This is a genomic window from Limnospira sp. PMC 1279.21 (assembly GCF_032349615.1).
Lineage (GTDB): Bacteria > Cyanobacteriota > Cyanobacteriia > Cyanobacteriales > Microcoleaceae > Limnospira > Limnospira fusiformis.
The window spans coordinates 1-24,143 of record NZ_JARPLU010000064.1 but is presented as its reverse complement, the minus strand read 5'-3'; the positions used below and the strand labels follow the sequence as shown (position 1 = coordinate 24,143).

General features: G+C 45.8%; 21 protein-coding genes. 13 read left to right on the top strand and 8 right to left on the bottom strand.

What is annotated here, in order from left to right; all coding sequences use genetic code 11:
- The 10 genes from P5683_RS11735 to P5683_RS11690 all read left to right on the top strand — a co-directional run.
- Positions 1 to 283, top strand: a 283-nt coding sequence (locus P5683_RS11735) for a hypothetical protein (protein ID WP_315669447.1), incomplete at its 5' end; no start/stop codon positions are given.
- A gap of 11 nt (positions 284 to 294) precedes the next feature.
- Positions 295 to 2,409 (top strand): hypothetical protein, encoded by a 2,115-nt coding sequence (locus tag P5683_RS11730; protein ID WP_006670502.1) that lies wholly within the window; start codon positions 295 to 297, stop codon positions 2,407 to 2,409.
- A gap of 267 nt (positions 2,410 to 2,676) precedes the next feature.
- Positions 2,677 to 3,525: an RNA polymerase sigma factor gene (locus tag P5683_RS11725; RefSeq protein WP_315639917.1), complete on the top strand. Its 849-nt coding sequence runs from the start codon at positions 2,677 to 2,679 to the stop codon at positions 3,523 to 3,525.
- A 117-nt stretch (positions 3,526 to 3,642) separates the two neighbouring features.
- Positions 3,643 to 4,713 (top strand): tetratricopeptide repeat protein, encoded by a 1,071-nt coding sequence (locus P5683_RS11720; protein ID WP_223064829.1) that lies wholly within the window; start codon positions 3,643 to 3,645, stop codon positions 4,711 to 4,713.
- Positions 4,714 to 4,985: 272 nt separating this feature from the next.
- Positions 4,986 to 5,396, top strand: coding sequence for a hypothetical protein (locus P5683_RS11715; protein WP_006670504.1), 411 nt, complete (start codon positions 4,986 to 4,988; stop codon positions 5,394 to 5,396).
- A 267-nt stretch (positions 5,397 to 5,663) separates the two neighbouring features.
- A complete protein-coding gene (locus P5683_RS11710; RefSeq protein WP_315639920.1) occupies positions 5,664 to 7,091 on the top strand; it encodes a DUF6765 family protein in 1,428 nt (475 codons plus the stop codon).
- Between the two features lie 574 nt (positions 7,092 to 7,665).
- Entirely contained in the window at positions 7,666 to 8,292 is a 627-nt protein-coding gene (locus P5683_RS11705) for a hypothetical protein (RefSeq protein ID WP_006620643.1), read from the top strand.
- A 106-nt stretch (positions 8,293 to 8,398) separates the two neighbouring features.
- A complete protein-coding gene (locus tag P5683_RS11700; RefSeq protein WP_006670505.1) occupies positions 8,399 to 8,683 on the top strand; it encodes a hypothetical protein in 285 nt (94 codons plus the stop codon).
- A 754-nt stretch (positions 8,684 to 9,437) separates the two neighbouring features.
- Positions 9,438 to 9,743 (top strand): hypothetical protein, encoded by a 306-nt coding sequence (locus tag P5683_RS11695; RefSeq protein ID WP_006620647.1) that lies wholly within the window; start codon positions 9,438 to 9,440, stop codon positions 9,741 to 9,743.
- A gap of 52 nt (positions 9,744 to 9,795) precedes the next feature.
- On the top strand, positions 9,796 to 10,800 hold the full coding sequence (locus P5683_RS11690; RefSeq protein ID WP_231296409.1) for a C39 family peptidase: 1,005 nt from the start codon (positions 9,796 to 9,798) through the stop codon (positions 10,798 to 10,800).
- A 96-nt stretch (positions 10,801 to 10,896) separates the two neighbouring features.
- Here the strand turns inward: P5683_RS11690 and P5683_RS11685 are convergent, their stop codons facing one another.
- The 4 genes from P5683_RS11685 to sufB form a co-directional block, all read right to left on the bottom strand.
- Positions 10,897 to 12,156 (bottom strand): SufS family cysteine desulfurase, encoded by a 1,260-nt coding sequence (locus tag P5683_RS11685; protein ID WP_006620649.1) that lies wholly within the window; start codon positions 12,154 to 12,156, stop codon positions 10,897 to 10,899.
- Positions 12,157 to 12,401: 245 nt separating this feature from the next.
- Positions 12,402 to 13,778 (bottom strand): Fe-S cluster assembly protein SufD, encoded by a 1,377-nt coding sequence (gene sufD / locus P5683_RS11680; RefSeq protein WP_006620650.1) that lies wholly within the window; start codon positions 13,776 to 13,778, stop codon positions 12,402 to 12,404.
- Between the two features lie 3 nt (positions 13,779 to 13,781).
- Positions 13,782 to 14,564 (bottom strand): Fe-S cluster assembly ATPase SufC, encoded by a 783-nt coding sequence (sufC, locus tag P5683_RS11675; protein ID WP_006620651.1) that lies wholly within the window; start codon positions 14,562 to 14,564, stop codon positions 13,782 to 13,784.
- Positions 14,565 to 14,669: 105 nt separating this feature from the next.
- Positions 14,670 to 16,106: a Fe-S cluster assembly protein SufB gene (gene sufB / locus P5683_RS11670; RefSeq protein WP_006620652.1), complete on the bottom strand. Its 1,437-nt coding sequence runs from the start codon at positions 16,104 to 16,106 to the stop codon at positions 14,670 to 14,672.
- A gap of 198 nt (positions 16,107 to 16,304) precedes the next feature.
- Here sufB and sufR point away from each other — a divergent pair, with 198 nt between their 5' ends.
- Together sufR and P5683_RS11660 are read left to right on the top strand one after the other, a co-directional pair.
- Positions 16,305 to 16,964 carry an iron-sulfur cluster biosynthesis transcriptional regulator SufR gene (gene sufR, locus P5683_RS11665; protein WP_006620653.1) on the top strand — a complete coding sequence of 220 codons (660 nt, stop codon included), beginning with the start codon at positions 16,305 to 16,307 and terminating at the stop codon, positions 16,962 to 16,964.
- Between the two features lie 45 nt (positions 16,965 to 17,009).
- Positions 17,010 to 17,390 carry a hypothetical protein gene (locus P5683_RS11660; protein ID WP_006620654.1) on the top strand — a complete coding sequence of 127 codons (381 nt, stop codon included), beginning with the start codon at positions 17,010 to 17,012 and terminating at the stop codon, positions 17,388 to 17,390.
- Between the two features lie 27 nt (positions 17,391 to 17,417).
- Here the strand turns inward: P5683_RS11660 and ruvB are convergent, their stop codons facing one another.
- Positions 17,418 to 18,527, bottom strand: a complete 1,110-nt coding sequence (gene ruvB / locus P5683_RS11655) for a Holliday junction branch migration DNA helicase RuvB (RefSeq protein ID WP_006620655.1) — start codon at positions 18,525 to 18,527, stop codon at positions 17,418 to 17,420.
- A gap of 40 nt (positions 18,528 to 18,567) precedes the next feature.
- Here ruvB and P5683_RS11650 point away from each other — a divergent pair, with 40 nt between their 5' ends.
- On the top strand, positions 18,568 to 19,101 hold the full coding sequence (locus tag P5683_RS11650; protein ID WP_315639923.1) for a hypothetical protein: 534 nt from the start codon (positions 18,568 to 18,570) through the stop codon (positions 19,099 to 19,101).
- 92 nt (positions 19,102 to 19,193) lie between these two features.
- Here P5683_RS11650 and P5683_RS11645 read toward each other — a convergent pair whose 3' ends face one another.
- The 3 genes from P5683_RS11645 to P5683_RS11635 form a co-directional block, all read right to left on the bottom strand.
- Entirely contained in the window at positions 19,194 to 20,198 is a 1,005-nt protein-coding gene (locus P5683_RS11645) for an ROK family protein (RefSeq protein WP_006620657.1), read from the bottom strand.
- 138 nt (positions 20,199 to 20,336) lie between these two features.
- The gene (locus tag P5683_RS11640) at positions 20,337 to 21,686 is read right to left on the bottom strand and encodes a hypothetical protein (RefSeq protein WP_315639926.1); all 1,350 of its coding nucleotides are present in this window, start codon (positions 21,684 to 21,686) and stop codon (positions 20,337 to 20,339) included.
- Positions 21,667 to 24,143, bottom strand: a 2,477-nt coding sequence (locus tag P5683_RS11635; protein ID WP_315669446.1) for a CHAT domain-containing protein, incomplete at its 5' end; no start/stop codon positions are given. The genes P5683_RS11635 and P5683_RS11640, both read right to left, overlap by 20 nt.

Below are 24,143 nucleotides of genomic sequence, written 5' to 3'. Positions count from 1 at the left end.
CTCCACCCAACCTACTACTGGAGAGCGATCGCACCTACCTGGGGGAACCCAACACCCCCTGGGGAAACATATACCCGTTGTTGGGTTCCGTTGCACTCCACCCAACCTACTACTGGAGAGCGATCGCACCTACCTGGGGGAACCCAACACCCCCTGGGGAAACATATACCCCTTTCCTCAGCCAAGAAACCCGGTTTTTCCCAAAAATCGGGTTTCTCAGAACCCCCTTGGGGGAACCCAACACGCTGTGGGTAAACATATACCCCTACTGTCCCTCAACTAACTCGGAAATCTGTGAAGATACACAACTGTAGCTTTGTCGTTGCCTTAGCTGTCCTCCACCTCACTGCCATTCCCGCAGCCTTGGCACAAACTCCCCTCCCATGGGCGATACCTGACCCCGGATTGAATAAAACCCCCAAACCTTCTCCGCCACCGTCAGACCCGGACTATATCATCCCCCCTCGCGTGGCTCCTAACGACCAAATTAGCGCCTTTACCACTACTTTAACCCTTAATGATATCCCCATCAGCCACCTGACCGAATGGCAGGTGAGCGGCGTGCAAGCCTTCGCTAATACCACAAATAGCGACATGGTTTTAGATGGTACGTTCAAACTCCACGCGGAGATTATCGAAAGCCTTAGCCGAACTAATATTTACAGGGTAGACCAGCGGGGGAGTTACTTGCAACTGCGGACGGTGCCGCTGGAAAGGCGAGTAACCACCACCACCACGGAACCCCAAACCATGAACGGTTTGGAAATTCAAATGAGTTTGACGGGGGCTTGTTTTTTACCTGATGCTCCCAGTGACCAACAATGTACTTATATGCCGGGGTTGGTCATCGATCGCAACAGCATCGACCCCGACTTTTTTGTGCCAACCCGGGTTCTGCAAACTTCACAGGTGGGGGATGTCTTGGCACCGGAAACCTTAGCTTTTATGCAGCTTCCCGGTTTTCAAGGGGGAACCGCCAGCCAACCGATTGGGCTAGATTTGTACTTTCCTAATTCTGGCACTTTTCCGGGAAATAGTCAATCCCAAAGAAGCACAATTAAACGCCAAGAAGAAATCGACCTGACCATCGCCGGCACATTTTCCCGGGTGCGACAGGTGGTGAAAGCCAACGATCCCCAAGCGGTTTTGGGGCGCACGATTTACGGATTTACCCTATTTGGGGATGATGAAAATCGCTGTCTCAATACGGTTATCCAAGCGGGGGCACAATTTTTACCAGACCTCATTCCTGACCTGGAAGGGAGCGAAAATCCCCCGAATACCAGCATTAACCGTAACTTATTTTTTGCTGCTAATAATACCCGTTTACCTAGCAGTAGTTTTACGATTTATTCCGCTGGTCTGGGGCGGGCGGAAAGTTTGACTCCCAATATCAGAAGTTTGAGGGAAATTCCTGGGGCGAGTTATCACAGCCTCTGGTTGGGGCTGTCTCCGGTTCTCGATCGCAGCTTCGGACGCGATCGCCTTTTTTTCCGGGCGACCGGTCCCCAAATTGCTATGAGGGCGGGGGCGGAAGGGGGAGAAGATGTCGATAATCTACAGTTAATGTCTGTGGTCAATCAAGACATCTTTTCCACCGAGAATATACAGAACTTTTACACCCAAGTTTATCTGAGTTTTTTGCGGCAAGATGTCAACTTGAACCGCCAAAGTGTTTACCTAGAACAACGGCGATATTATCCTCACCTTAGTTTAACCGGAAACTGGACGCGAAGTCAAGACATTTTCCGCTACTATACGGGGGTTATTGCTTCGGAAATGGTGAAACTTTACCTAGGGGCAGACTATACATTTAACACGACGGACGGCTGGAGTTTTCGAGGGGGTGCGATCGGCTATGTCAACCCCGATCGCGACTATTACAGCCAGGTGTTTGGGAATGCTTCCAAAAGGTTTCGCCTGGGGAATAATAGGAATTTAATCCTGTCGAGTTTTTTCAATTATGCGATCGACCGAGAAACCCGCATTGGGGATGTTGTCAGCATTTCTCCCGCCAGCGAATTAGGGTTATCGGGACGTTTAAACTGGCAAAGATTTTCCCTGGGTTTAACCAACTATTTCGGGGATATCCTCCCCAATTCCTACGACGATCGCCTACTGATAGAATTAGCAGTCCGCCCAGTTAATAACGTCACCTTATCAGGTTATATCGCACCCATCGACAAAACCTCCAGCCGGTCGGTTTACGGTAGCACCATCAGTTGGAGACTGAAAAATCAGCCCAACAGTCCCACGCTATCAGCATCGTGGCAACATCAAGAGTATGATTATGGTAACGATGCCTTTGGGAATCGTATGTTGGTGACAGACAACATTTTTACCATCATTTTCCGGGTAGGAAGTTCCCCCAATCCATTCCCCCGTGAAAACCCAGATCAACCAGATTGAGAGTATATCGAGTGAACTTCCTGTTGGGATGTGGGATTTTTTCAGCAAAAAAATTTACATAAGTGGTATAGACTTTAATCAAGCGATCGAGTATCATATTACAGACGAGCCAAAAACCTGATCAAAATTCGGACTGATCTACCAAGGTCTAAACGAGCATATACTGTCGTTGTCCTCCCGGTATAAAAGGGTGGAGGCAAATTAGATGGAAGCCAACCAGGCTCCGATCGCCAAAACCATTGACGTTTTGAATCCCTCGTACCTCTTATGGAAATTAAAGACCCCATCAGGCGATATCGTTCCCCGAAAGCAAACGATGTCCAACCCTTGAAACAGGCAGAAGAACAAGAACTATTAAATCGTCTTTCAGAAGGGGAAATGAATGCCTTCTGGCTACTCTGGCAGTCCCATCAAAACTACCTTTATAATCGCTGTATTAGTTGGATGGGAAATAACCGGACGGAAGCGGAAGAAGCCCTCAGTCTAGCCATGTTAAAAGCCAGGGATAAATTACCAAAATACGCCCCAAAAATCACGAATCTCCGAGCTTGGCTAACCCGCTTAACCCATAATCTATGCGTAGATATTCACCGAGAACGTCGCCGAAAATCAATCAGTATCGACAACATAGAAGATTCATATATTCAAGCACAAGATGTTATTTTATGTAGTTGTGAATCCCCAGAATCGCAAATTTTGAGGCATGAGTTAAGGCAGTTTATTCAGAGTGTTGTCAACCAACTACCTGAACGGCTTCGCATCCCTTTCATTCTCCGTTATGACCGAGAACTGTCTTATCCAGATATCGCCGAAAAACTCGGAATTTCCAGAGACAATGCTTACAAACGCATTCAACAGGCACGAGATATTCTCGCCCAGAAGGTGAGAAGTTATCTTTCAGGGGTAGATCCTTTTGAATCAACTTTATCTGAGAGTTTTTACATCACCAATAATTTGTTAATAGAAGACTCAAAAATCGACGATTTATCTGGTGTCGAGTGTAAATCGGTGGTAGTCAGTTATCACTTAACCGCGACCTGCCTAGACCAAATGTCTCATACATGGCATTTTTTGCCTGGTTTTGCGGCTTATAAAAACCGGCATCAGTCCACTTAATTGGAAAATTCAAACACCCAAAATAATTCGGTGATAGACAGTTATCGATTGGACTTGTGAACACCGAAGGATAACCAGGTGCATATCTGCAATAATCAAACACCACCAAATAGCGAGATGTCTAAAAAAACCTTTTCATGTATGGTATCTGTCACCCTACTTTCCGGGAGTGAGAGAAATGTGTATTTGGTTTTAGACCAAAAACCAACCCGAATCAACCAGAAGCTAAAAACCTTAGATCAGTACATACAAAAATATCCATCGGGATGGAAAAAGCGGCTAGAATTGGCGAATCTGTTGTATGCGACGGGTGATTGGCAACGGGCAATCGAAGAGTATCACCAAGTTATTGAGCGACAACCCCAATTGGTTGAGGTGTATTTAAACTTAGGGAAAATGTTGCAGCTAATGGGGCAAGAAGCCGACGCAGTGGCAGTTTATGAAAAAGCCTTATCCCAAGTTCGCCACGAAGCAACTCAACAGCATCTCGGCGGATTAATTGCCGTCTGTCGGCATGACCTGGAAGCAGCCATTGTCGCCTTTGAGTCAGCCACAGCCCTAGAACCGGACAACATGACGCACTGGCTGGCATTGGGGCGGCTACAGATGCAGAAAGAAGATATATCTGGGGCTTTGGGAACATTTGATCACATTTTGTCAGTTCATCCCAATGATATTGTGGCGCTAATTGACAGCTACGATGCTTTGATGATTCTGGGGGATGTCGGGGAAGCGGAGGTGCGGTTGCTGCGGATGCTGGAATTAGCCCCGGACGATTGTCACGTTCTCAAGCGACAGATAGAGACTCGTTGCCGGATGGGTTTGGTATGGGAAAAGGAGGGGAAGCAGACTAAAAAAATGATTGACACGGCACGGCAACGGATGACTACGGTGGAGGGTTTGGCGTTACTGGCTTATTATCACATCGCCCGAGAGGAGTTTGCGGAAGGAGTCAAAATTTTGGCTCGGTTAACGGAGGAACACCCCATTAACCCCAAGAGTTGGCATTCCTACGGTTGGGGTTTGTTCCATGCCGGACAATATCAGAAGGCGGCATCAGCAATGGAGACGGCTTACAAGCTGTCTGGCGAGGATGCCCAAATTTATCGGGATTGGTGCAAGATTTTACAAGCGGCGAGGCAGTCACAACAACGGGCAAAACTGCAAGGAAGAGTGACGGGTGTATGAATGGCGATCGCGGTTCGGAAAACCACCCCTGATAATTCGCAAAATTCACAGATCACCCCCCTCAAACGTCTAATATAGTAGCAGCCAGAACATTTAGGACATCCACGGTCCTGAAACCTGGGAGGTGGACTCTTTTGAACCCCTATTCCCTGTTCCCTATTTCCTGTTGGCTGCTATAACTAAGTCAACACCACTATTAAAGGTTAAATACCATGGCAGTCACCGGCTCAATTTCAATTGATGTCAATTAAACTTTCGATCAGATCAAAGGATTGGTCACATACGACAAAAAATATGTCATTGAAGTCATTAACAAGACCCAATATGTCCTGGAGCGCGTGGGATCCCATAATGACTCGCAAAATTGGCCCCTTGGCGATATCCAACCCGAGCAGTTAGGGGTCGGTAAATTTGACTGTAATTACTTTTCCTTTGGGGTAAATTATAAGCTCAAAGGGGGATCGGGTTTCATACAATTTGCTGCTTCTTGGCCGCTCATTGGTAAGCGAAAAATTGCAGTCGGCAATATACATCAAGATGGTAACGGTCCGGCTCGGAAGGTGTGGGATGAGATGGACGACCCGTCGGATAAATTATGTTCCAATGATTTGGTCAGAGTTCGGGCTTTTATGCAAGAAGAAGGAGAATCAATCATCTGGGTATATGAAGTGGTTACTAAATAGTTTTCACTGAAATTTACCAAACGGCGATCGGCTACAATTGTAGCCGATATTGACTTAACTACGCGGGTGAGATTGGTACAAACCAGAGATTTAATCTAGCCTGAATGTATATTAACCATCAAAAGTATAAAAACTCGATAGCTCGCGAAAAATCCTAGCCATGTTCAAAGCCACACCTGATAATTGGCAAAATTCATAAATTGAAGATAGCAATCGTCTTGAGAATGTAAATACACAAGTATCACCCACTCTCAAGAGGTAAATATTGTGGATCAAGATTTTCATTATTATGGAACTTACTACGCGGCTAGAATCGGCGGCAATTATAGTCAAAAGGATGCAACTGTTATTGCTACAGCCTCTAATTTCATCGATTTTTTGAGCAATGAAAAATATGCCGGATACTGGCATATTGTCAGCAATACCGAAAAATCTTTAGAGCGAGATTATAATGTGATCGCCAAAGTCGATTATCCTCGTTACACATTTCAAGGCACCTTGAGTACCGGAGCCAGTGGAAGTAGTGGGTTATGGGCATCATTTCACTTTCCTCCTGGAAACTATAATGACCCTGTTGGTACACCAACTAAGATCGATGTCCATGGAAAAGATGTTGCTGCCTTATTACCTGACTATCACCTACGGGAAATAGATCCTGATTCGAGCCTTAAGAGCAAAATTACTCCGGACATTGGTAAGTTGCTCAATCGGCCACAAAGTGCTTTGTCTAGAGCGATGATCAAAGACACAATTCGCTGTCTCACTGATTCAAGCCGTTTGGAAAACATTCTGATCAAATCTGCTGGTGGTAAGACCTTATTAAGTTCTGCAAATAAGGAGTCTATTCTCAAACGCTTTGGATTGCTTTTGTTGGGGGTTAGGGCTCATGTTATTGGAGATACTTGGGCCCACCAAGATTGGTGCGCCCTTGATCATGTAATCAATACTTACTGGGATATTGACAATTCCTGGCTCAAAAATGATGTTTGGCAAAATATTGAGTATCAAGATATGGGTCAGAGTTGGAAAAAAGTCAAGCTGTCTTGTACATCTCATGAAAATTTGCAAGCTGCTCCCAATGTACCTCCCTGCTATGTAGGACATGGATGGATGGGACATTTTCCCGATTACAGCTTCGTTAAATATCGCTATAAACCCTGCTGGAGTCCCAAAAGTGCATGGTCATTAGAGCGTGATAATCCTACGGAATACAACCATGCTTTTCTTGAGTTATGTAGCTTATTTTCTCAGGCAAGTGGCAGTCAGTTTCGCCCCCAAGATAAAAAGAGTCAACTAGCCGCAGCAGAAAAGGCGATTTCCTCACCAATTGAAATTGACAATCAAAACAATTGTCCCCGATACCACTCGGCTGAGAAATGGAAAGAGGAAATGAACAAGGTAGCTCTTGAAAAACCCAAAATTGCCATTGATACCCGCAAAGAACCTGACGAAGAAACGGTGCTTAAAGGTAAATTTGACCATCCAATTGTTCTGGAAGCGATAAATCGCTACGGTTCCTTATACATTCAAGCTGCCAGCGATCTCCATCTGTTTCAAATTGCGGCTGACTACCAATTTTGGTTTGTCAAAGATTGGACTCAAAAACATGAGATAGGAGTTGGTAAATTGTTTGATGATACCTGGGCGAAAGCAATTGGTATTCTCTCACCTGATATCGTGAATATTTGGGGTTAACAGCACTATTTTACTAAGCGATCGCCCTGATCATACTTAGTCAAAAGGGGGGCGATCGCTCCCTTTTTTGATGGGGCTTCATTTGGGAAAATACCATAACTCAAAATTTTCCGAAATTGAATTCAATCCGCGTTTTAGGGGTGTAGATAAAGCCAGAGGTCTAATCGATCAGTCAGATGGGTAGGAAGTCGCGGTAATAGCCGAACCCTAGCCCCTTTGGGGGAATATGTATGCACCAATCCTAATGTGCAAGGTTTTAAAGGTTCGCAAGGTGATCGAAAAGCTCGGAAAAAGCTGGGTGGTGTCCATCCAGTGACTGTGCTGAAAGAGGAAGCGGGAGTAGCCACAGGTTCCCTCGCCAAACTGGTGAATTGATTTTACTAAACGCCCACCGTTTTGCATGAGTGCGATCGCCTGGTAATTTCTGGAAAATGTTCCGGTCCGATCGCACCTTTTTTGGGGACATAGAATCGATTAATTAATTTGAGAAATTACGAAAGATATTAACAGAAAATCCAAAACATCAAAAAATCACCGCCTCAACCGTATCGCTCCGGGTTGTCGCGGTCTAATTTTGCCAGTATTTTCCGATCGCCGCCCAGATTCTCTTTCCCAGCTAGACCTGGCACGCCAAATCAATCAAGCCCTTGAACAAGGTGCCCATGTGATTAACATTAGCGGCGGTCAACTGGCTCAAGCAAATGAGGCATACCCCGCTTTATTGCTGGAAAAAAATAACGGATTAACTTTAAAAGATATTGCCGTACTCTCCATCGGAACTGGCAACACCACTTGTCCCTACAGCTATGAAGAAATCAAGGGATGGAGTTCTCTGGGTTGGGTTCAGCATCTACCGGACATCTTCTTAAATCCTGCTTCCCAAAATTCCGAAGATATTGGCAATCAAATTCTGGATAGTGTTGGGAGTGATATATTACGTTTGGATTTCGATCTCAACGATCGCTTGCAAGTGGAAAAGCAGCCAGGTCGTTTGCGATCGCTCCTCGAAAAGCCCCACAATCGATATATTTTTAAAAAATATCAAAAGTATCAAAAGATTGGCGAAGAAATTGACAATCCCGAAAATTGCCAAGAGTTGATCGAGGCGGCGAAATGCTTTCTCGATTGTGGCGAAGTCTATGATCAGAAGCCAGGGGTGCCAGTGCGAGATGCAATCCCACAATTTATCAAATTACATTGAGCATTCGTCGAGGTAAATCTTGGCGATCGCCCACCGTTAATTGGCGATCGCCCACCGTTCATATTGACAATATTACCAACCATTCACCCCAAATCAAACAACACAAATGAGTAAAACTTGGTACGCCATCCTCACCACTTACATGATTTTGTTTTTTGCGACTGGTTATATCAACTTTTTTAGCAATAATTATTTTGCGAAAACTCCAGAAAATGTTGCCCAAATAACTCGCGATTATGACTCCCCAAAAAAAATGAATTGGGTGGCAGAACTTCTGCTAGAGGATGCCCAAACTTATCAAGACGAAAATAATATTGCTTCCCAGTCTTTCAATATTGTCTTGGGTTCTATTGTTTCTTTTTTGTCCGCCACTGTCAAACAAAAACAATAAATTTACAATTATTTGAGATGAAGCCATGAAGAATCTTGATCCAGAAGACAAATTTTTACTTCCTCCTGAATATGATGATTTTAATGCAGATTTTTAATTGTGGAATTATCAGCAACAATTAAGGCGCAAAGTGAGTAAAACTTGGTATATAATTTTCTGCGTATATGCCCTATTATTGAGTTTAACAGGTGGCGTAACATTTTTCTATAATCATGGATTTTATGCGAGAGAGGAAAATATCAAAAAAATGGAAATTATGACAACATAGGAGCAATTCAATACCTACCAATTATGACTAAAAAAGGAGAGAGAAAATATGAGACATATCAACCAAATAGCCAATCAATCTTTTAATGTTGCTCTGGTTGGGTTTTTTATCTGCGATCTTGACAAAATCCCAGGCTGATCACAATGAATATTTAGACAATATAAATGTTTTCATCCTATCGATAATAATTGCAAAATGCCCAAATTCAGAATCCTTTGTTTCAATTCGTTATTTCCATGAAATCAAATCTGAAACCTGCAAATAACCATGAAAACAATTGTCGCCAAAGCCCATACCAAATTCCAAAAACTGCCTATCCAGTCCTCGGAACTGAAACCTGATCAAATGGTCGCGGTTACGGCGGGAAAAACCTACGAAGTTTAAGCATTTGAACCTGCTGAAAATGGACATATTAAGGTCACTTTAGCCGCCAATAGTGGAACCTTTTATGCCTTTAGTAAAGATGGGGATGGACTGCCATCGGTAATGCCAGAAGGGGCGGAAGAGCCATTGATTACTCAGCCAGAAGGCAAGGCGATTTTTGGTAATTTTATCCGTGAAGATGAACTAGCAGATCTGAATCGTTGTCTGCATTTTTATCAAATCAATACCCCCCCTAGAATCTGTCATTTTATCAGTAAAATTGCCCACGAATCCGGGGGATTGAAGTGGTTAAAAGAACTCAGTGATGGGTCTTATTTGGAAGGGCGCAGCGATTGGGGAAATACTTGTTCTGGTGACGGCCCAAAATACAAAGGTTCGGGGGCGCTTCACCGGACGAAACAATTATAAAGCCTTCTGCGATGCGCTGGGCGATGCCAAAATTATGGAAGGTTGCGATTATATGGCGGAGCATTATCCGTTTACCAGTGCCGGATTTTGGTGGCACAATAACCGCATGAATGAATTGTGCGATCGCGGCGCAACCGTGGAAGAAATTACCCTAAGAGTCAACGGGGGTTACAATGGCTTAGAAGATCGTCACCAATATTATAACAAAGCCTGTAAAGTGACAGAGTCGCGCCCAATAGCCTCCTCTCCTGCCAATTCAGAACCTGCCAATTCAGAAGTGGCTGTGAAGATTAAATTTATCCACACCACAACCCTCCGCACCGTCATCGAAGACCTTTCCGAACTCTCAAGCGATCAACAAGTCGAAATTAAAGAACAAAGTGTTTATCCGGTTCACTCCTATGCGTACCAAACCGGAGATTACCTGAAAGTTGCATTTTGGGGTCAATCATTTAAGGTAAAAAATACTTGGTTTGTTCACAGCAGAGATGTAGAGATATACAATCAGAATCTCCAGATTAAACCCGATAAAATTTTACTACCTGTTCCTTGGTTTCCGCAAACTGACAACTATCGAGATCCAGAAAGAACTTGTAATTCATCGTCTTGTGCCATGTGTTTAGAATATTTCAAGCCGGGAACTTTACTCGGAACCACTGGAGATGATATCTACTTAGAAGTGGTTTTTAAATATGGAGATACCACCGATCATACAGTGCAAACCCAAGCCTTATCAGATTTTGGTTTGAAAAGCACTTGGCACACCGATCTGGATTTTGATGATGTTTATCGAGAACTAGAAGCGAAGCGTCCTGTTGTGATTGGTATTTATCATCGGGGGACGACGGAACATCCTTGTGGCGGTCACATGATTGTTGTCCGGGGGCGCACTGAAAACGGGGATTTTGTTGTTAATGATCCTTATGGTTCTCTTAATGATTGCTACACCGGAGCGGTTGAAAATGGTAAGGGTGCAATTTACAGCAAATATGAAATGACCTATCGTTGGACGGCAGAAGGACCCGGAACTGGTTGGGGCAGACTTTTTCAAGCCTAGGAATTAATGGATTAAGATGGAATCGGCGATTTGATCACCAAGGAGAATCAAATCGCCTGAATTCCAAGGCTTCCATTATGAAGCCCTTAGCTAAGATTAAGACATCTGCTTAAAAAAAGCGATCGCCTCTTTCAACGCCACCACAAAGGCATCAATATCCTCATGGGTATTGTAAAAATAACAACTCGCCCGCGCCGTAGAATTAACCTTTAGATACTTATGTAAAGGTTGGGTGCAGTGGTGTCCTGAACGCACCGCCACCCCCGAATCATTCAACAGCATTGATAAGTCATTAGGGTGAATTTCTCCCGCTGAAAATGATGCTAATGCCGCCCGTCCTTTACCCTCAGCCGTTGGGGGGGGTCCATAAATAGTAATTTCGGGAACATCACTTAATTTCTTGAATAAATAAGCCGTTAATTCCTGTTCGTAGGCGTGGATTTTATCCAAGCCAATCTTCATTAAATAATCCAGGGCTGCACCTAAAGCGATCGCCTCTCCAATCGCCGGAGTTCCCGCCTCAAATTTATGGGGTAATTCCCCACAGGTAAAACCCTCTAACGACACCTCCCCAATCATCTCGCCACCCCCCAAAAATGGCGACATCGACTCCAGTATTTCCCGCTTACCATACAGAAAACCAATCCCCGTCGGACCACACATTTTATGACCCGAACCCACTAACCAATCACAATCAATTTCCTTGACATTTATCGGTAAATGTGGTAAACTTTGGCAGGCATCAATCAACACCTTCGCCCCATATTGATGGGCAATTTCCGTAATTTCCTTCACCGGATTAATGCAGCCCAAAACATTAGACATTTGCAGGACAGCCACCAACTTAGTCTGAGGGGAAATGAGGGTTTTAAACTCCTCAAAATCGAACTCCTGGTTAGCCGTTAATCCCACATACTTAATCACCGCCCCAGTTTTCTTAGCCAGCATTTGCCAAGGGACTAAGTTACTGTGATGTTCCATTACCGACAAAATAATCTCATCCCCAGCCCGTAGATTTTCCCACCCCCAAGAATAGGCAACCACATTCACGGCTTCGCTGGCGTTACGAGTATAAATAATCTCCTGGTAGGAATCAGCATTAATAAACTCAACCACCTTTTGGCGGGCTTTTTCATATTCATCAGTCGCCTTAGCGCTAAGGGTATGAATACCCCGATGAACATTAGAATTATATGTTTGATAATAGTTTTGGATAGCATCTAAAACCACCTGGGGTTTTTGAGAAGTAGCCGCATTATCCAAATAAACCAGAGGATGTCCGTTCACCTCCTGATGTAGAATGGGGAAATCTCCCCGCACCTTTTGTCCTAGTGTTTTTTCTTTAATAAGTGTCATTTTGTCTAATCCCTAAATCTAGCAATTGGCAACCAGTAACCATTAAAGCATCTCTGGTAATTCCCCCATCATCAAGATAGCAGAGGTGAGGGGAGATAGTTGATTAATCATCAAGAATTAATCCCCCCCTTACAGCCTGTTCATAAATCATCTTATCACCTCTCAAAGTCCCTCTCTCTTTCTGGGATCCAGATTTAGGGTGAGGGCAATGTATTAAGCGACTGGTGAACAAGCTGTAACCCCCTTTACATTTCCCCTTCGTCAGTGCGACAAGCCACACAGCGGGATAAAATTTGCTTGAGAGAAACCAAAGGCAATTTCTCTAAAATTTCCGCCGCAAAAGCATCAATTAACAGGTTACGGCTGGTTTTTTCATCCAGTCCCCGACTCCGCAGATAGAAAATCTCATCCGCTTCTAATTGGCTAACAGTTGCGCCGTGGGCACATTTGACATTATCAGCTACAATTTCTAATTGAGGCTTGGTATTAACCCGCCCTTTAGCCGATAACAACAGATTACGATTCAGTTGAGTCGCATCAGTCATTTGTGCCGCTTGGGGAACCACAATCCGACCATTAAATATAGCATGAGCGCGGTCATCCACAATAGCTTTATGTAATTGATTGATGACACCATGGGGATGGTTCAAAAATACGGCGCTATGGGTATCAGCGACCTGTTGACCATTGACCAGAGTTAAACCATTAAGCTGAGTTTCGGTTCCCACAGCGGTTTGGTGAATATCGAAGTTATGGCGAGACAATTTCGCCCCCAAACTAATGGCGTTACCAGTATAACGGCTAGAACGCCCTTGGGAAACTACAGTGCGACCAATATGGAAAGATGAAGCCAATTCTCGTTGAAGGCGAGTATGTTGTAATTCGGCATTGTCACCAACCCATAACTCTGTCACTGTGTTAGTGAAATAAGGAGTTTTTTGGGTGCGGTCTGAACAACCCAAAATATTCGCGGTGGCGTAGTGTTCAATTACTGTGGCTTTGCTTCCGGGTTCAGCGACAATTAAAGTCCGAGGTTGACTGGTTACAGGTTGGCTGCTACTGAGGGAAATAAATAGCAGATGAATGGGGGTATCAATGACTTGATTTTGGTGAACCCAGACCACCGCAGCATCAGCCAAAGAGGAAGTATTGAGGGCGGTAAAAACTTCCTGGCTGTCGGGTTGTTGAGTTAGGTAGTTCCCCAACTTATCGGATAATGGTTTATCGAGTTGTCCTAAATTGCCGACAAATACTCCATCAGGAAGATTATCTAAACAGGACAGTTGGGGGGAGTAAAAACCATTCACAAAAACCAACCTAGTCCCTTTAACTTCCGGTAAGATTAAAGGCGAAATCTCGTCTCGGGAAAGTTCTACCGCTGTGGCTGGTTGAAAAGGCAATTCCAACAAAGCGGAAAGGTCGGTAAATCGCCAATCTTCATGGCGACGGGTAGGAATAGCTAATTCCTTAACCCAACTGGCGGCATTATCACGAATATTTTGTAATTGTTCGGCAATGTTTCTTTCCAAAGGGAAACTCGCCGGAATTGGAAGAGAACCCCTTACCCGATTAAGTAACTGATTCAAATAGGAAAGTTCTGGTTTTTCTTGAATATGAATCATTAACTACACCCCCACTGTGGCTGCTTCAATTATATCATCATAGCCCTGTTTTTCCAACTCGATCGCCAATTCCTTAGCACCAGTTTTAATAATTCTGCCATCAGCCATGACATGAACATAATCAGGGACAATGTAATCCAATAACCGCTGATAGTGAGTAATCACCAGCATGGCATTTTCAGCATTAGCCAATTGATTCACACCATTAGCGACAATTTTCAGCGCATCAATATCCAAGCCGGAATCAGTTTCGTCCAAAATGGCTAATTTCGGTTCTAATAAAGCCATCTGCAAGATTTCATTACGCTTCTTTTCACCCCCAGAAAAGCCTTGATTAACGCTACGTTCCAGAAACTCTGGACGCATTTTCACCACCTCTAATTTTTCGTGGATTAAATCCTCAAAATCAAACACATCTAACTCATCTAAGCCCCGATATTTCCGTTGGGAATTGTAAGCCACCCGCAGAAAATCGAGATTACTAACCCCAGGGATTTCGATGGGATATTGGAAAGCCAAAAACAGACCGATTAAGGCGCGTTCTTCTGATTCTAATTCCAGGAGATTTTGTCCTAAAAATGTGACTTCACCCCCAGTTACTTCATAGGCTGGATGTCCGGCCAAGATTTTAGAAAAGGTACTTTTTCCCGACCCATTTTGACCCATGATGGCGTGAATTTCTCCGGCTTTAATTTCCAGGTTTAAGCCTTTTAAAATCGCCTTACCATCAACGGTAGCGGTTAAATTCTTAACGGACAAAATCACGGGACTGTTTTCTTGAATCATTCTCAACCTCTAAATGTGTGTGATTGGTGTTAGTGATTAACTGACGTAATTAGGTTAGGGGGTTTTCAACAGGAAACCCCACCATCTCCCAGGGAAATAGATAGTTTAACCGACAGCGCCTTCTAGTTTCAGACTCAGCAGTTTATCGGCTTCGGCTGCAAACTCCATGGGTAATTTATTAAACACATCTTTACAGAAGCCGCTGATAATCATAGACACAGCATCTTCCTCAGAAATTCCCCGTTGAGTAAAGTAAAACAATTGGTCTTCCCCAATTTTAGAAGTCGAGGCTTCATGTTCTACCTTGGCGGTACTATTTTCGACTTGAATATAAGGGAAAGTATTAGCCTGTCCACAGTCGCCAATTAACATAGAGTCGCACTGGGAATAATTCCGCGCCCCCACAGCTTTCGGACCCATTTTCACTAAGCCACGATAGCTATTCGCAGACCGACCCGCCGAAATACCTTTAGAAATAATAGTGCTGCGGGTATTTTTGCCAATATGAACCATTTTGGTTCCGGTATCAGCCTGTTGACAGTTATTGGTGAGGGCGACGGAGTAAAATTCTCCGACGGAATTATCACCGACCAACACACAACTAGGATATTTCCAAGTAATGGCTGACCCGGTTTCTACCTGAGTCCAGGAAATCTTAGAATTTACGCCTTTACAGAGTCCCCGCTTGGTGACAAAGTTATAAATTCCGCCTTTCCCGTTTTCGTCCCCAGCAAACCAATTTTGCACGGTAGAATATTCGATGGTGGCATTATCCAAAGCGACCAATTCGACGACAGCGGCGTGTAATTGGTTGGTATCGAACATGGGGGCGGTACAGCCTTCTAAATAGGTGACAGAACTGCCAGATTCTGCTACAATTAAGGTGCGCTCGAACTGCCCAGATTCACCGTTATTAATGCGGAAATAAGTAGACAGATCCATGGGACATTTAACCCCTTTGGGAATGTACACGAAGGAACCATCACTAAACACGGCTGAGTTGAGGGCGGCGAAGTAGTTATCACCGACGGGAACTACACTCCCCAAATATTTCTCAATCAGTTCTGGGTGGCTTTCTACGGCTTCGGAAATTGAGCAGAAAATTACCCCTTCTTCGGCGAGTTTTTCTTTAAAAGTGGTGGCAATGGACACACTATCAAAGACGGCATCCACTGCTACATTAGCCAGCCGTTTCTGTTCGGATAGGGGAATCCCTAATTTCTCAAAGGTTTCTATTAGGGTCGGGTCTACTTCTTCTAAACTGCCTTTTTTCTTCTCTACTTTGGGGGCGGAATAGTAGATAATGTCTTGATAGTCAATGGGGGGATAGTGAACATGGGGCCAGGTGGGTTCAGCCATTTTCTGCCACTGCTGATAAGCCCTGAGACGGAAATTTAACATAAATTCCGGCTCATTTTTTTTCGCTGATATCAGCCGCACCACATCTTCACTCAACCCCTTGGGGATGGTGTCGGACTCAATATCAGTAACAAAGCCGTATTTATAGGGCTGGTTAACTAGGGTTTTGACTGAAGCACTCATATATCTTGTGTTCTCTTGTGTTGGTTTGGTTTACGGTCTGGTGTCCCGGCTCATCACCTGGACAAACTCCCACGGGATGGCAGATCCCAAGTCCCACTGTCTGGGACTTAAACAACCTATTTGTTATTTAAGTCTATTTTAGGTTACATTAGCAACAACTGTATTGTCAAAGCCAAAATTTTTTGAATTTTTGTGAACATGATGACCACGACCCAACAGCATTCGACTAAGCAGGACATCCTCCAATATCTTCTGAAACGTCATCAGGCTACGGCTCAGGAACTCGCGGAGGCTCTCGATATCAGTCCCCAAGCCACCCGTCGGCATCTCAAGGATCTCCAGGGGTCGGGGTTGATCAATTATGAGTCTGTACAGATAGGGATGGGACGGCCCCAACATATCTATCGCCTAACCAGTCAGGGACGCGATCGCTTTCCGAATAGTTATGATCAATTTGCAATTTCTTTCCTGGATACTTTGGCTGAAACCGTGGGACCCGAACAGGTTAGCCAGATTTTACACAAACAGTGGCAAAGAAAAGCCATGGAGTATCGCCAACGGGTGGGGACTGGTCCAGTAGGCGATCGCGTAGCTAAATTGGCGGAAATTCGCCAAGGGGAAGGTTATATGGCTGAGTGGTATGCCGTAGAGACTCAAGAGGAAGTCGCCACGGGTGAGCAACGCTATATTTTCACAGAACATAACTGCGCGATTTCTAGTGTGGCTGAGTCTTTTCCGAGTGTCTGCGGCCATGAGTTAGAGATGTTTGCGGCTGTACTATATGATTGTACCGTAGAACGGACTCATTGGCTAGTTAATGGTGAGCATCGTTGTGGTTATCTGATTATTAGTCATTAACTGGCGGCCTCCCCAATCTTGTGGAAATAGTGTAATTATCTAATTATGATGCAGACAGATAGAGAATTTTTAACGCCAGAAGAAGCGGTTAAGGTAGATGCAGCTTTGTTGTCATCTAAGGAGAAGTTTGCCACCCGTCTGGCTATTTATGCGCTGCGCTGTTTACGGGAAATTTCCCAGCAACAAGAATGTGCGATCGCCTCAGTAACTCTAGACCAAATTACCCAGTGGATTGAGCAGGATACCCGCCTCCATGATAAACTAGAAATAGATAGCAGTTTTACCAGCTTTTTTAGTCGGTTGGTTATGTCCTCAATGAAACCACTAGATCGCATTTCGCAGGAGTTGCAAATCCCGATGGCTAACTTAACAGTTGATCAGGTGGTTGCGGGGTTCGAGAAGGAGAGTCAGGTTAAGCGAGAGTAGCGGTAATATAGAGATTGTGGGGGTTATTTAACCAAACAAAGAAAGCTGTTTTTGTGGTGGTTCATAACCCAAATGTTGCCAAGCCTTAGCGGTGGCGATTCTACCGCGATGAGTCCGCTGTATAAAGCCAATTTGCATAAGATAGGGTTCCTGGACTTCCTCCAAGGTTTGGGCATCTTCGCCGCTGGCTGCTGCTAGGGTTTCCAAGCCGACGGGTCCCCCATTGAAATTTTCGATAATGATGCGGAGTAAATGCTGATCCGTCCAATCCAAACCGAGGGGATCTACATTAAATAATTCTAAGGCGATCGCCGCAATTTCTCCGGTAATATCCCCGGATGCTTTGACTTCCAAATAATCCCGTACCCGTCTTAATAAACGATTAGCAATTCGGGGAGTTCCTCGGGAACGTCGGGCAATTTCTAAGGCACCTTCGGGAGTAATGGGAGTTTTTAATAGTTTAGCGGTACGGTTGACAATTTGGGCGAGTTCATCAACTTCATAAAAACGCAAACGTTGAATTAACCCAAAGCGATCGCGCAGGGGAGAAGTCAAAGCACCGATTCTGGTAGTTGCGCCGACAATAGTAAACTTATTTAAGGGAATGCTGCGCGTCCTCGCACTACGTCCCTGACCAATAGTGATATCTAAACGAGAGTCTTCCATAGCAGGATAAAGGATTTCTTCGGCCATTTTAGAGAGGCGGTGAATCTCATCAATAAACAAAATCTCTCCGGGTTTTTGATTAACCAAAAGTCCGGCAATATCCCTCGGTTTTTCCAGGGAAGGCGCAGTAGTAATTTGGCATTTTACGCCCATTTCTGTTGCCAAAATTAGCGCCATGGTAGTTTTACCGAGTCCGGGAGGTCCATAAAGTAACAAATGGTCGAGGGGTTCCCGGCGAGACTTAGCAGCGGCGATCGCAATTTCCAATACCTGTTTGAGATCCCGTTGACCAATATAGTCGGCTAGTTGTTGGGGTCTAATTTTTTCTTCGGGTTTGGGATTGTTTTTTTCCTCAGAGGTGGGTGATGGTATCAGTAGGGACTCCTCCGCTGGTGGCTTCACCTGATAGGTAGATGAAGGTTCGCGGGCTGGCTTATGTGGGCGGGAATTGTGAGAAGATATAATTGCCATAACTTATGCAATACCCCAAAACATTTCAATTAGTTCGATCATGATCTATTCTGTCTCAATCCCGGAAAATATTACCTTTGAAGATGCGATCGCCATTACCCAATCTCTGATTGATCAATCCCAAGCGGGAAGTATCTCGGACTCAGACTTGGCGGCGGCTATATCCAAACTGGTTCATTCGGAAAATGGGGCGAGGGGATTTTTTGTGACCTACCTCACGGATACTCGCCCTATTCCTGAACAAATGACACCAGAGATCCAAAAAGCCTTAGAATCTTCTCCTGAGATAGTCTCGGAGTTATTGGTGAAAAATTTGGCGATGTCCGCCGCCATGGTAGTCTATCATCATCGCCACCAAAATGAGGATATGGCTGCGAGTTCGGACTTAGTGCGATCGCGCTGTATTGAGTTAATTCAAAGCCTCAATTTACCACCAGTCAAATCTTTACTACAGCAGCTTCTGGAAACTTCCCAAACGGGAGAGGGACCCTATCAAGACTTTTTGGAGAGATGGGGATATGATACCCAACAACGAGAAGCGATCGCCACTTCTGTACATTTAGCGATCGCATAATTTGTAGGTGGGGTGAAATCACGACTAGAAACCCGGTTTCTTTGAGAAACCGGGTTTCTTCACCCCCCCCAATACCTGAATTTGTTGGGTGTCTACGAGTTCGCGGTTACACTCGCATATTGAGCCGCACCGTAAGCAGCACTATCTGGGAGCGTATCAATAGACCATTCCACCCTGGTCTGGGTGAGATGGGGGAAACTATGGTCAATTTCCTGACGAACCCAGGCGATCGCATCTTGTTTGAATCGTTGATATGCTCCCTCCGATGCCGTTTTTTCCTTTTCTTGCGCTCCCCCAGAAATCACAATCAGGTCACAGCCTATGGTATTGACCACATTACGAGCCGCTATACCGAGGCTGGTAAAATACTCTTGCCAAATAGCCACAACATCCGACAGAGGCTCATCCATTTGACCCAAGCGACGCAGGTTTTTCGCCACCTCCATGGGATCTCCTTGTAACGCTTCCGGTACATTCCCCTTAGCCTGTCGGTGTTTAACCATATTTCTCAGACCCAATAAAGAGGCTCTCGTTTCTGCACATCCCCTCGCACCACATCCGCACAGGTCGGCATTTTCCGAGCTATCAATACAAATATGACCGAATTCTGCCGAAACTGCCGGAGCCGACCAGATTTTCCCGTTGACAATCAAAGCGCCGCCTAATCCTGTTCCCGTAATAAACTGAGCCATGACAGAAGAAGCCTGATTTTGAGCCTCGCGGATGCTGTATTCCCGGTAAGCGCCCGCGTCTCCATCATTGAGGAGGAGAGCGGGTAACTGGAGAGTCTCCGAGAGTTTTTGGGCAATATTCACCCCTTGCCAAGAGCGATCAATATTGGTAGGATAAACACACATTCCCGAGGCATCAATGGGAGCCGGACAACAAGCACCGATCGCCTTTAAATCCTGGAATTGTAGATCATTGGCTGCGAGTAGCTCATGGGTGGCGGTTTGAATCACATTTACGGTAGCGTCGGGACCCTCAGAGGCGCTGCTGGGACGATCTAACCTTTCTCCGATGACCCCTTTTTCTGGCTCAAATAATCCCAGTTTAACGGTACTAGCACCAATGTCAATCCCCAAGTAAATGCTCATAATTCTTTCCTAACATCCAACTCCTTCGGATTATAAACTTTGTGGGTTGGGTGTCGCTTGGCTTTACCCAACCTACGACTAGAAACCCGGTTTCTCAAAGAAACCGGGTTTCTTGACCCCCCCACCGACAAACCCCGTTCACTTATCCTTTGGTCGTCCCTTTTTAATCAATTTCTCTGCCACCCACCACGCACCCCATGAACAAAATATGCTCCCCAACAATGCTATAATAAACGGATGCGGCCAAAGCCAAAAGCGATCGCGACTAGGCAACCGCCAAGGTTGGGTGATTAACCCCGAAGTTGAAGCGACGATCGCACCCGCCGCAATTCCCACACCCACGGCTTGGATATGGTCTTGTAAGTCCTGGTTAGCGTCTTGTTGTTGTTTGTAGTAGGCTGCTTCGGCTTGTTGACGTTGGCGATCGCTTTTCGCTTGTTCCAGTTCAGTCGTCGCGCGAATGCTGTTAATCAAATCGCTAAATAGCACTTGACCCGGTTCGAGATAGTCGATATAGGTTTTGATTTGCTGGAGACGCAGGGGAGCCTTTGTTGTGGCAAAATCTGACCAGTAGGAAAGGCGATCGTCTGATTTTTCAGCCAGGATATGGGACAGAGACCTCTGAAAGTTTTGCAAATTCACCTCAGTTGTGGTATAATGTGCTTTGAGGTCGCGCAATTTACAGTTATAGTCCAGTAGCTTTTGGGGAATGCTTTGTAACAGTGCATCCAGCCTTTCTAGGCGTTCCTCCGGTGTCTCCAACCGGAAAACCTGGTTAAACTCCTTTACCTTGCCTTCCAGCTCACTGTAGAGGTGTCTAGCGCCTTGATAACCCTCTTTCGCCAGTCCCGCCACCACCACAATTTTCTGATAAGTCCAGAATAAATTCCGCAGATTATAGTAATTATCTTGGGCGCGTTTTAAGTCTACCGCACCGGGTTGAGCCAGGGAAATTAAAATCGTCACCGACTCAGCCGCGAAGATAAACAACGGGCAATTAAACAGCCTATCTTCCGTCATATATTCAGCCTGTGGACACAAGTTTTTTGCCCACTCTTTGGCGCTGCTCAATTCCAGTTGATTTAAATCCTCACTTTCACCAATCAACCATAGCACCTTGCCCAGATTTGCCCTCACATCGATTAACGCTTGGGGTTGAAATATCGCCACATTTTCTGGGGAAAAATCAGCCTTTTCATCGGCAAAATACAGGTTTAAATCCGCACAATAGGTGTCGTTTATCTTAAAGGTGCTGAGGTTTCCCCCTAGGGAGATATCCGCGATTTTAATCCCTGCAAAATCGATGTTATGTTCTGGGTTTGCGTCCGTCGGTTCCGTGAACTTTTTGAGTTCCGGAAAGTCGAGTTTTGCCGCAAATCCTCGCAAATCATCCCACAAAAAACCCGCATCTGGGCTGTGGGTATCCGGTGCATCATCTAAGGATTGGCACAGGTGGAAAGCAGCGAGACTAAGACTGAGGTTTTTCACGGTTTGGGTCTGGAGAAGGTTCGGAATTGCCTAGGTTAGTGGGGTTTTTAACCGCTTGTTCAATTTGGTCAGCTAAAGAGTTATCCTTTCCAGTGGGTTTAGTTTTAAAAACGCCCTTTTCACCACTGAGGCTTAAACTGCGTTTACGGGGGGCGAGTTTAGCCGTGTATTGTTCGTATAAGTTCTGATGCTGTTGCAGCCACCCTTCAATAGCGGCGGCATTTTTTTCCTCATCATCACCCAGTTGCTGCCGTAATTCCAGTAAACTTTCCCCGTATTTAGCAATCCAATTATCGGGATTTTCTTCCAGGAGGGCGGTAAAAACGGCGATTTTTTTGGCATCACTAGCCATAGCTTGTTCTCCTTCTCCAAGGATACAAAATGCAGCCCAGTGGTAGGGGGATTGATAGGGGCGATGATTGACCCCCTCCTCTTGATTTTCCCCCATCTGTGCAAAAATGAGTTGTAATTCATCGCGCCACTCGTCAGAAAATAGGGGGCATTTTTCTCGCCATTGTTCAAAGCCGCTGACGGTGGTTTCTCGCAGCCACTTTTGAGCCTTTTGCAGGGATTGGGCGAGTTGACCCGGTTGTTGTTGCAGCAATTCGTAGGTTCTAATCAGCAGCAGGGCGGTAGAAACCTGATTGACCGACCAGAGGCTAACCAGGACGCTAGGGCTACCCGCCAGGATAAAGCCACTGGAGAGGCTGATATATTCGTCGGTTCGGTCAACGGCGACTTGTCCGGTTTCGCAGGCGGAGAGGGTGACCAGGCTGCAATTGCTCAGGTTCAGCTTGGCGATGATGTTTTCTAACGTGAGAATTCCATCCGCCAGGAGTAAGCCGGAGTCGAGGGGGGAGTTACGGTTAAAGGCAGCGTGACAGGAGAAGTACAGGTGATGGGTTTGGCGGAGGAGTTCCTGGCGTTGTTGGTCCAGGAGTTTGGCGGTAGTGGCTTCTTCTGTCTCCAGGATGTCCGGGTTGGGGAAGAGGGTGCCGATGGTTTCGATTTCTACATCAGCCCAACCCAGGTCTTCCGTGGGGTTTTGGATAGCAAAGAGGCGCTTAAAGTTCAAGCGGGGGCGGCTTTGGGCCTGTTGCAGCAGTTGGCAGTTGGGGGCATAGGTGACACCTTTGGGGAAGAGGTCTTGGAGGAATTTGCCCTCACTGCCCTCACCCCCAGCCCCTCTCCCAACTTGGTAGAGGGGAGAAGAGGGGAAATTAGCACCCTTCTCCCCATCTAGGAGAAGAGGGTTGGGGAATGAGGGAAGATGAACGGGTAAGGCATGGAGGGGGAACAGGTGCAGGAAGCGGTGGGGGATAAGGATTAGTTTTTGGCAGTTGGGGAAGTTTTGTCGCAGGTTTTGCAGGATTTCATCCAGATGCAGGATTTGGGCGAGTTCTTCCAGGCGTTCCCCCAGGGGATTTTGCCAGATATCTTCAGCTTCTTTGAGCAGACGTTCTGCTTGTTGCCGTTCGGCTTCTGTTCGGGCTGCTTTTAAGGCTGCGATCGCTTTGTGTAGGGGTTCTTTTGCCTGATAGTAGGCGGTTAAATAGGCATTTCCCCAGTCCATGAGGTTTTTCAAGTCTTCCTCCGAAGATGTCCAGAGGTTGAGACTTTGGGCGGTGAGGGTGAAGGTGAGGAATTTATCGGGCAAAATGTACCATTCCAAAATGGCCGTTTCTTCATCCAGTAACTCTTGCATCGCCTGAAAATGCAGGGGTTTGTAGGGTTCGAGTTGCTGCTTTTGTTGCCGCAGTTGGTTGAGGTGAGTCCTGTCCGGGTTTTCCTCCTCTTGCAGGCGGCGTTCTTCCTGGTAAATAGCGATTTTGAGTTGCTGCAACTGTTGGCGGATGTTCTCGGGAATCACGCCCCCCGGATAAGCGTCACGGGTAGCGATGAGTTCCACCAAGTTCCGGGCTTTACTGCGGTCTACATATTCAATGGCATCCTGGTATCTGCCCAACTCTAGGCACACCTCCACCATGCCGCGATAAACTTTGTTCCATTCTTCATTAAAGTTGCGTTTATAGCCCTCACTATCGGCTCCAATTTCACCCCGGAGATATTCCACCTGGTCTAGGGCTTCCTGGAAGCTACGGTAGGCATTTTCTAGGGCTTGTTGTGTCTGGGTTGGATTGTTCCCAGCGAGGCGAGATTTCGCTTGGTAGGCAAAACCAAAGTTATTCAGGGTTGTTGCTAAGTCGCGGGCTAACCCCAACCGGCGCCGAATCCCGGCGGCTTCATCGTAGGCAGTAATTGCCCTTTCCAGATTCGCCGTGGGGTCGATGCCCATCTCGGCTTGGGTGCGGCGGGCAACTCCGAGGTTAGTCAGGGTAGAGGAGAGGTCTTTGTCTAACCCCAACCGGCGCCGAATCCCGGCGGCTTCATCGTAGGCAGTCATTGCCCTTTCCAGATTCGCCGTGGGGTCGATGCCCATCTCGGCTTGGGTGCGGC

Coding starts and splice junctions, on each gene's coding strand:
- P5683_RS11650 (WP_315639923.1), top strand. CDS start 18,568: ATGATCTATTCTGTCTCAATCCCGGAAAATATTACCTTTGAAGATGCG.
- sufC (WP_006620651.1), bottom strand. CDS start 14,564: ATGATTCAAGAAAACAGTCCCGTGATTTTGTCCGTTAAGAATTTAACC.
- P5683_RS11725 (WP_315639917.1), top strand. CDS start 2,677: ATGGAAATTAAAGACCCCATCAGGCGATATCGTTCCCCGAAAGCAAAC.
- sufD (WP_006620650.1), bottom strand. CDS start 13,778: ATGATTCATATTCAAGAAAAACCAGAACTTTCCTATTTGAATCAGTTA.
- P5683_RS11700 (WP_006670505.1), top strand. CDS start 8,399: ATGAGTAAAACTTGGTACGCCATCCTCACCACTTACATGATTTTGTTT.
- sufB (WP_006620652.1), bottom strand. CDS start 16,106: ATGAGTGCTTCAGTCAAAACCCTAGTTAACCAGCCCTATAAATACGGC.
- sufR (WP_006620653.1), top strand. CDS start 16,305: ATGATGACCACGACCCAACAGCATTCGACTAAGCAGGACATCCTCCAA.
- ruvB (WP_006620655.1), bottom strand. CDS start 18,527: ATGGCAATTATATCTTCTCACAATTCCCGCCCACATAAGCCAGCCCGC.
- P5683_RS11695 (WP_006620647.1), top strand. CDS start 9,438: ATGCCAGAAGGGGCGGAAGAGCCATTGATTACTCAGCCAGAAGGCAAG.
- P5683_RS11690 (WP_231296409.1), top strand. CDS start 9,796: ATGGCGGAGCATTATCCGTTTACCAGTGCCGGATTTTGGTGGCACAAT.
- P5683_RS11660 (WP_006620654.1), top strand. CDS start 17,010: ATGATGCAGACAGATAGAGAATTTTTAACGCCAGAAGAAGCGGTTAAG.
- P5683_RS11720 (WP_223064829.1), top strand. CDS start 3,643: ATGTCTAAAAAAACCTTTTCATGTATGGTATCTGTCACCCTACTTTCC.
- P5683_RS11645 (WP_006620657.1), bottom strand. CDS start 20,198: ATGAGCATTTACTTGGGGATTGACATTGGTGCTAGTACCGTTAAACTG.
- P5683_RS11685 (WP_006620649.1), bottom strand. CDS start 12,156: ATGACACTTATTAAAGAAAAAACACTAGGACAAAAGGTGCGGGGAGAT.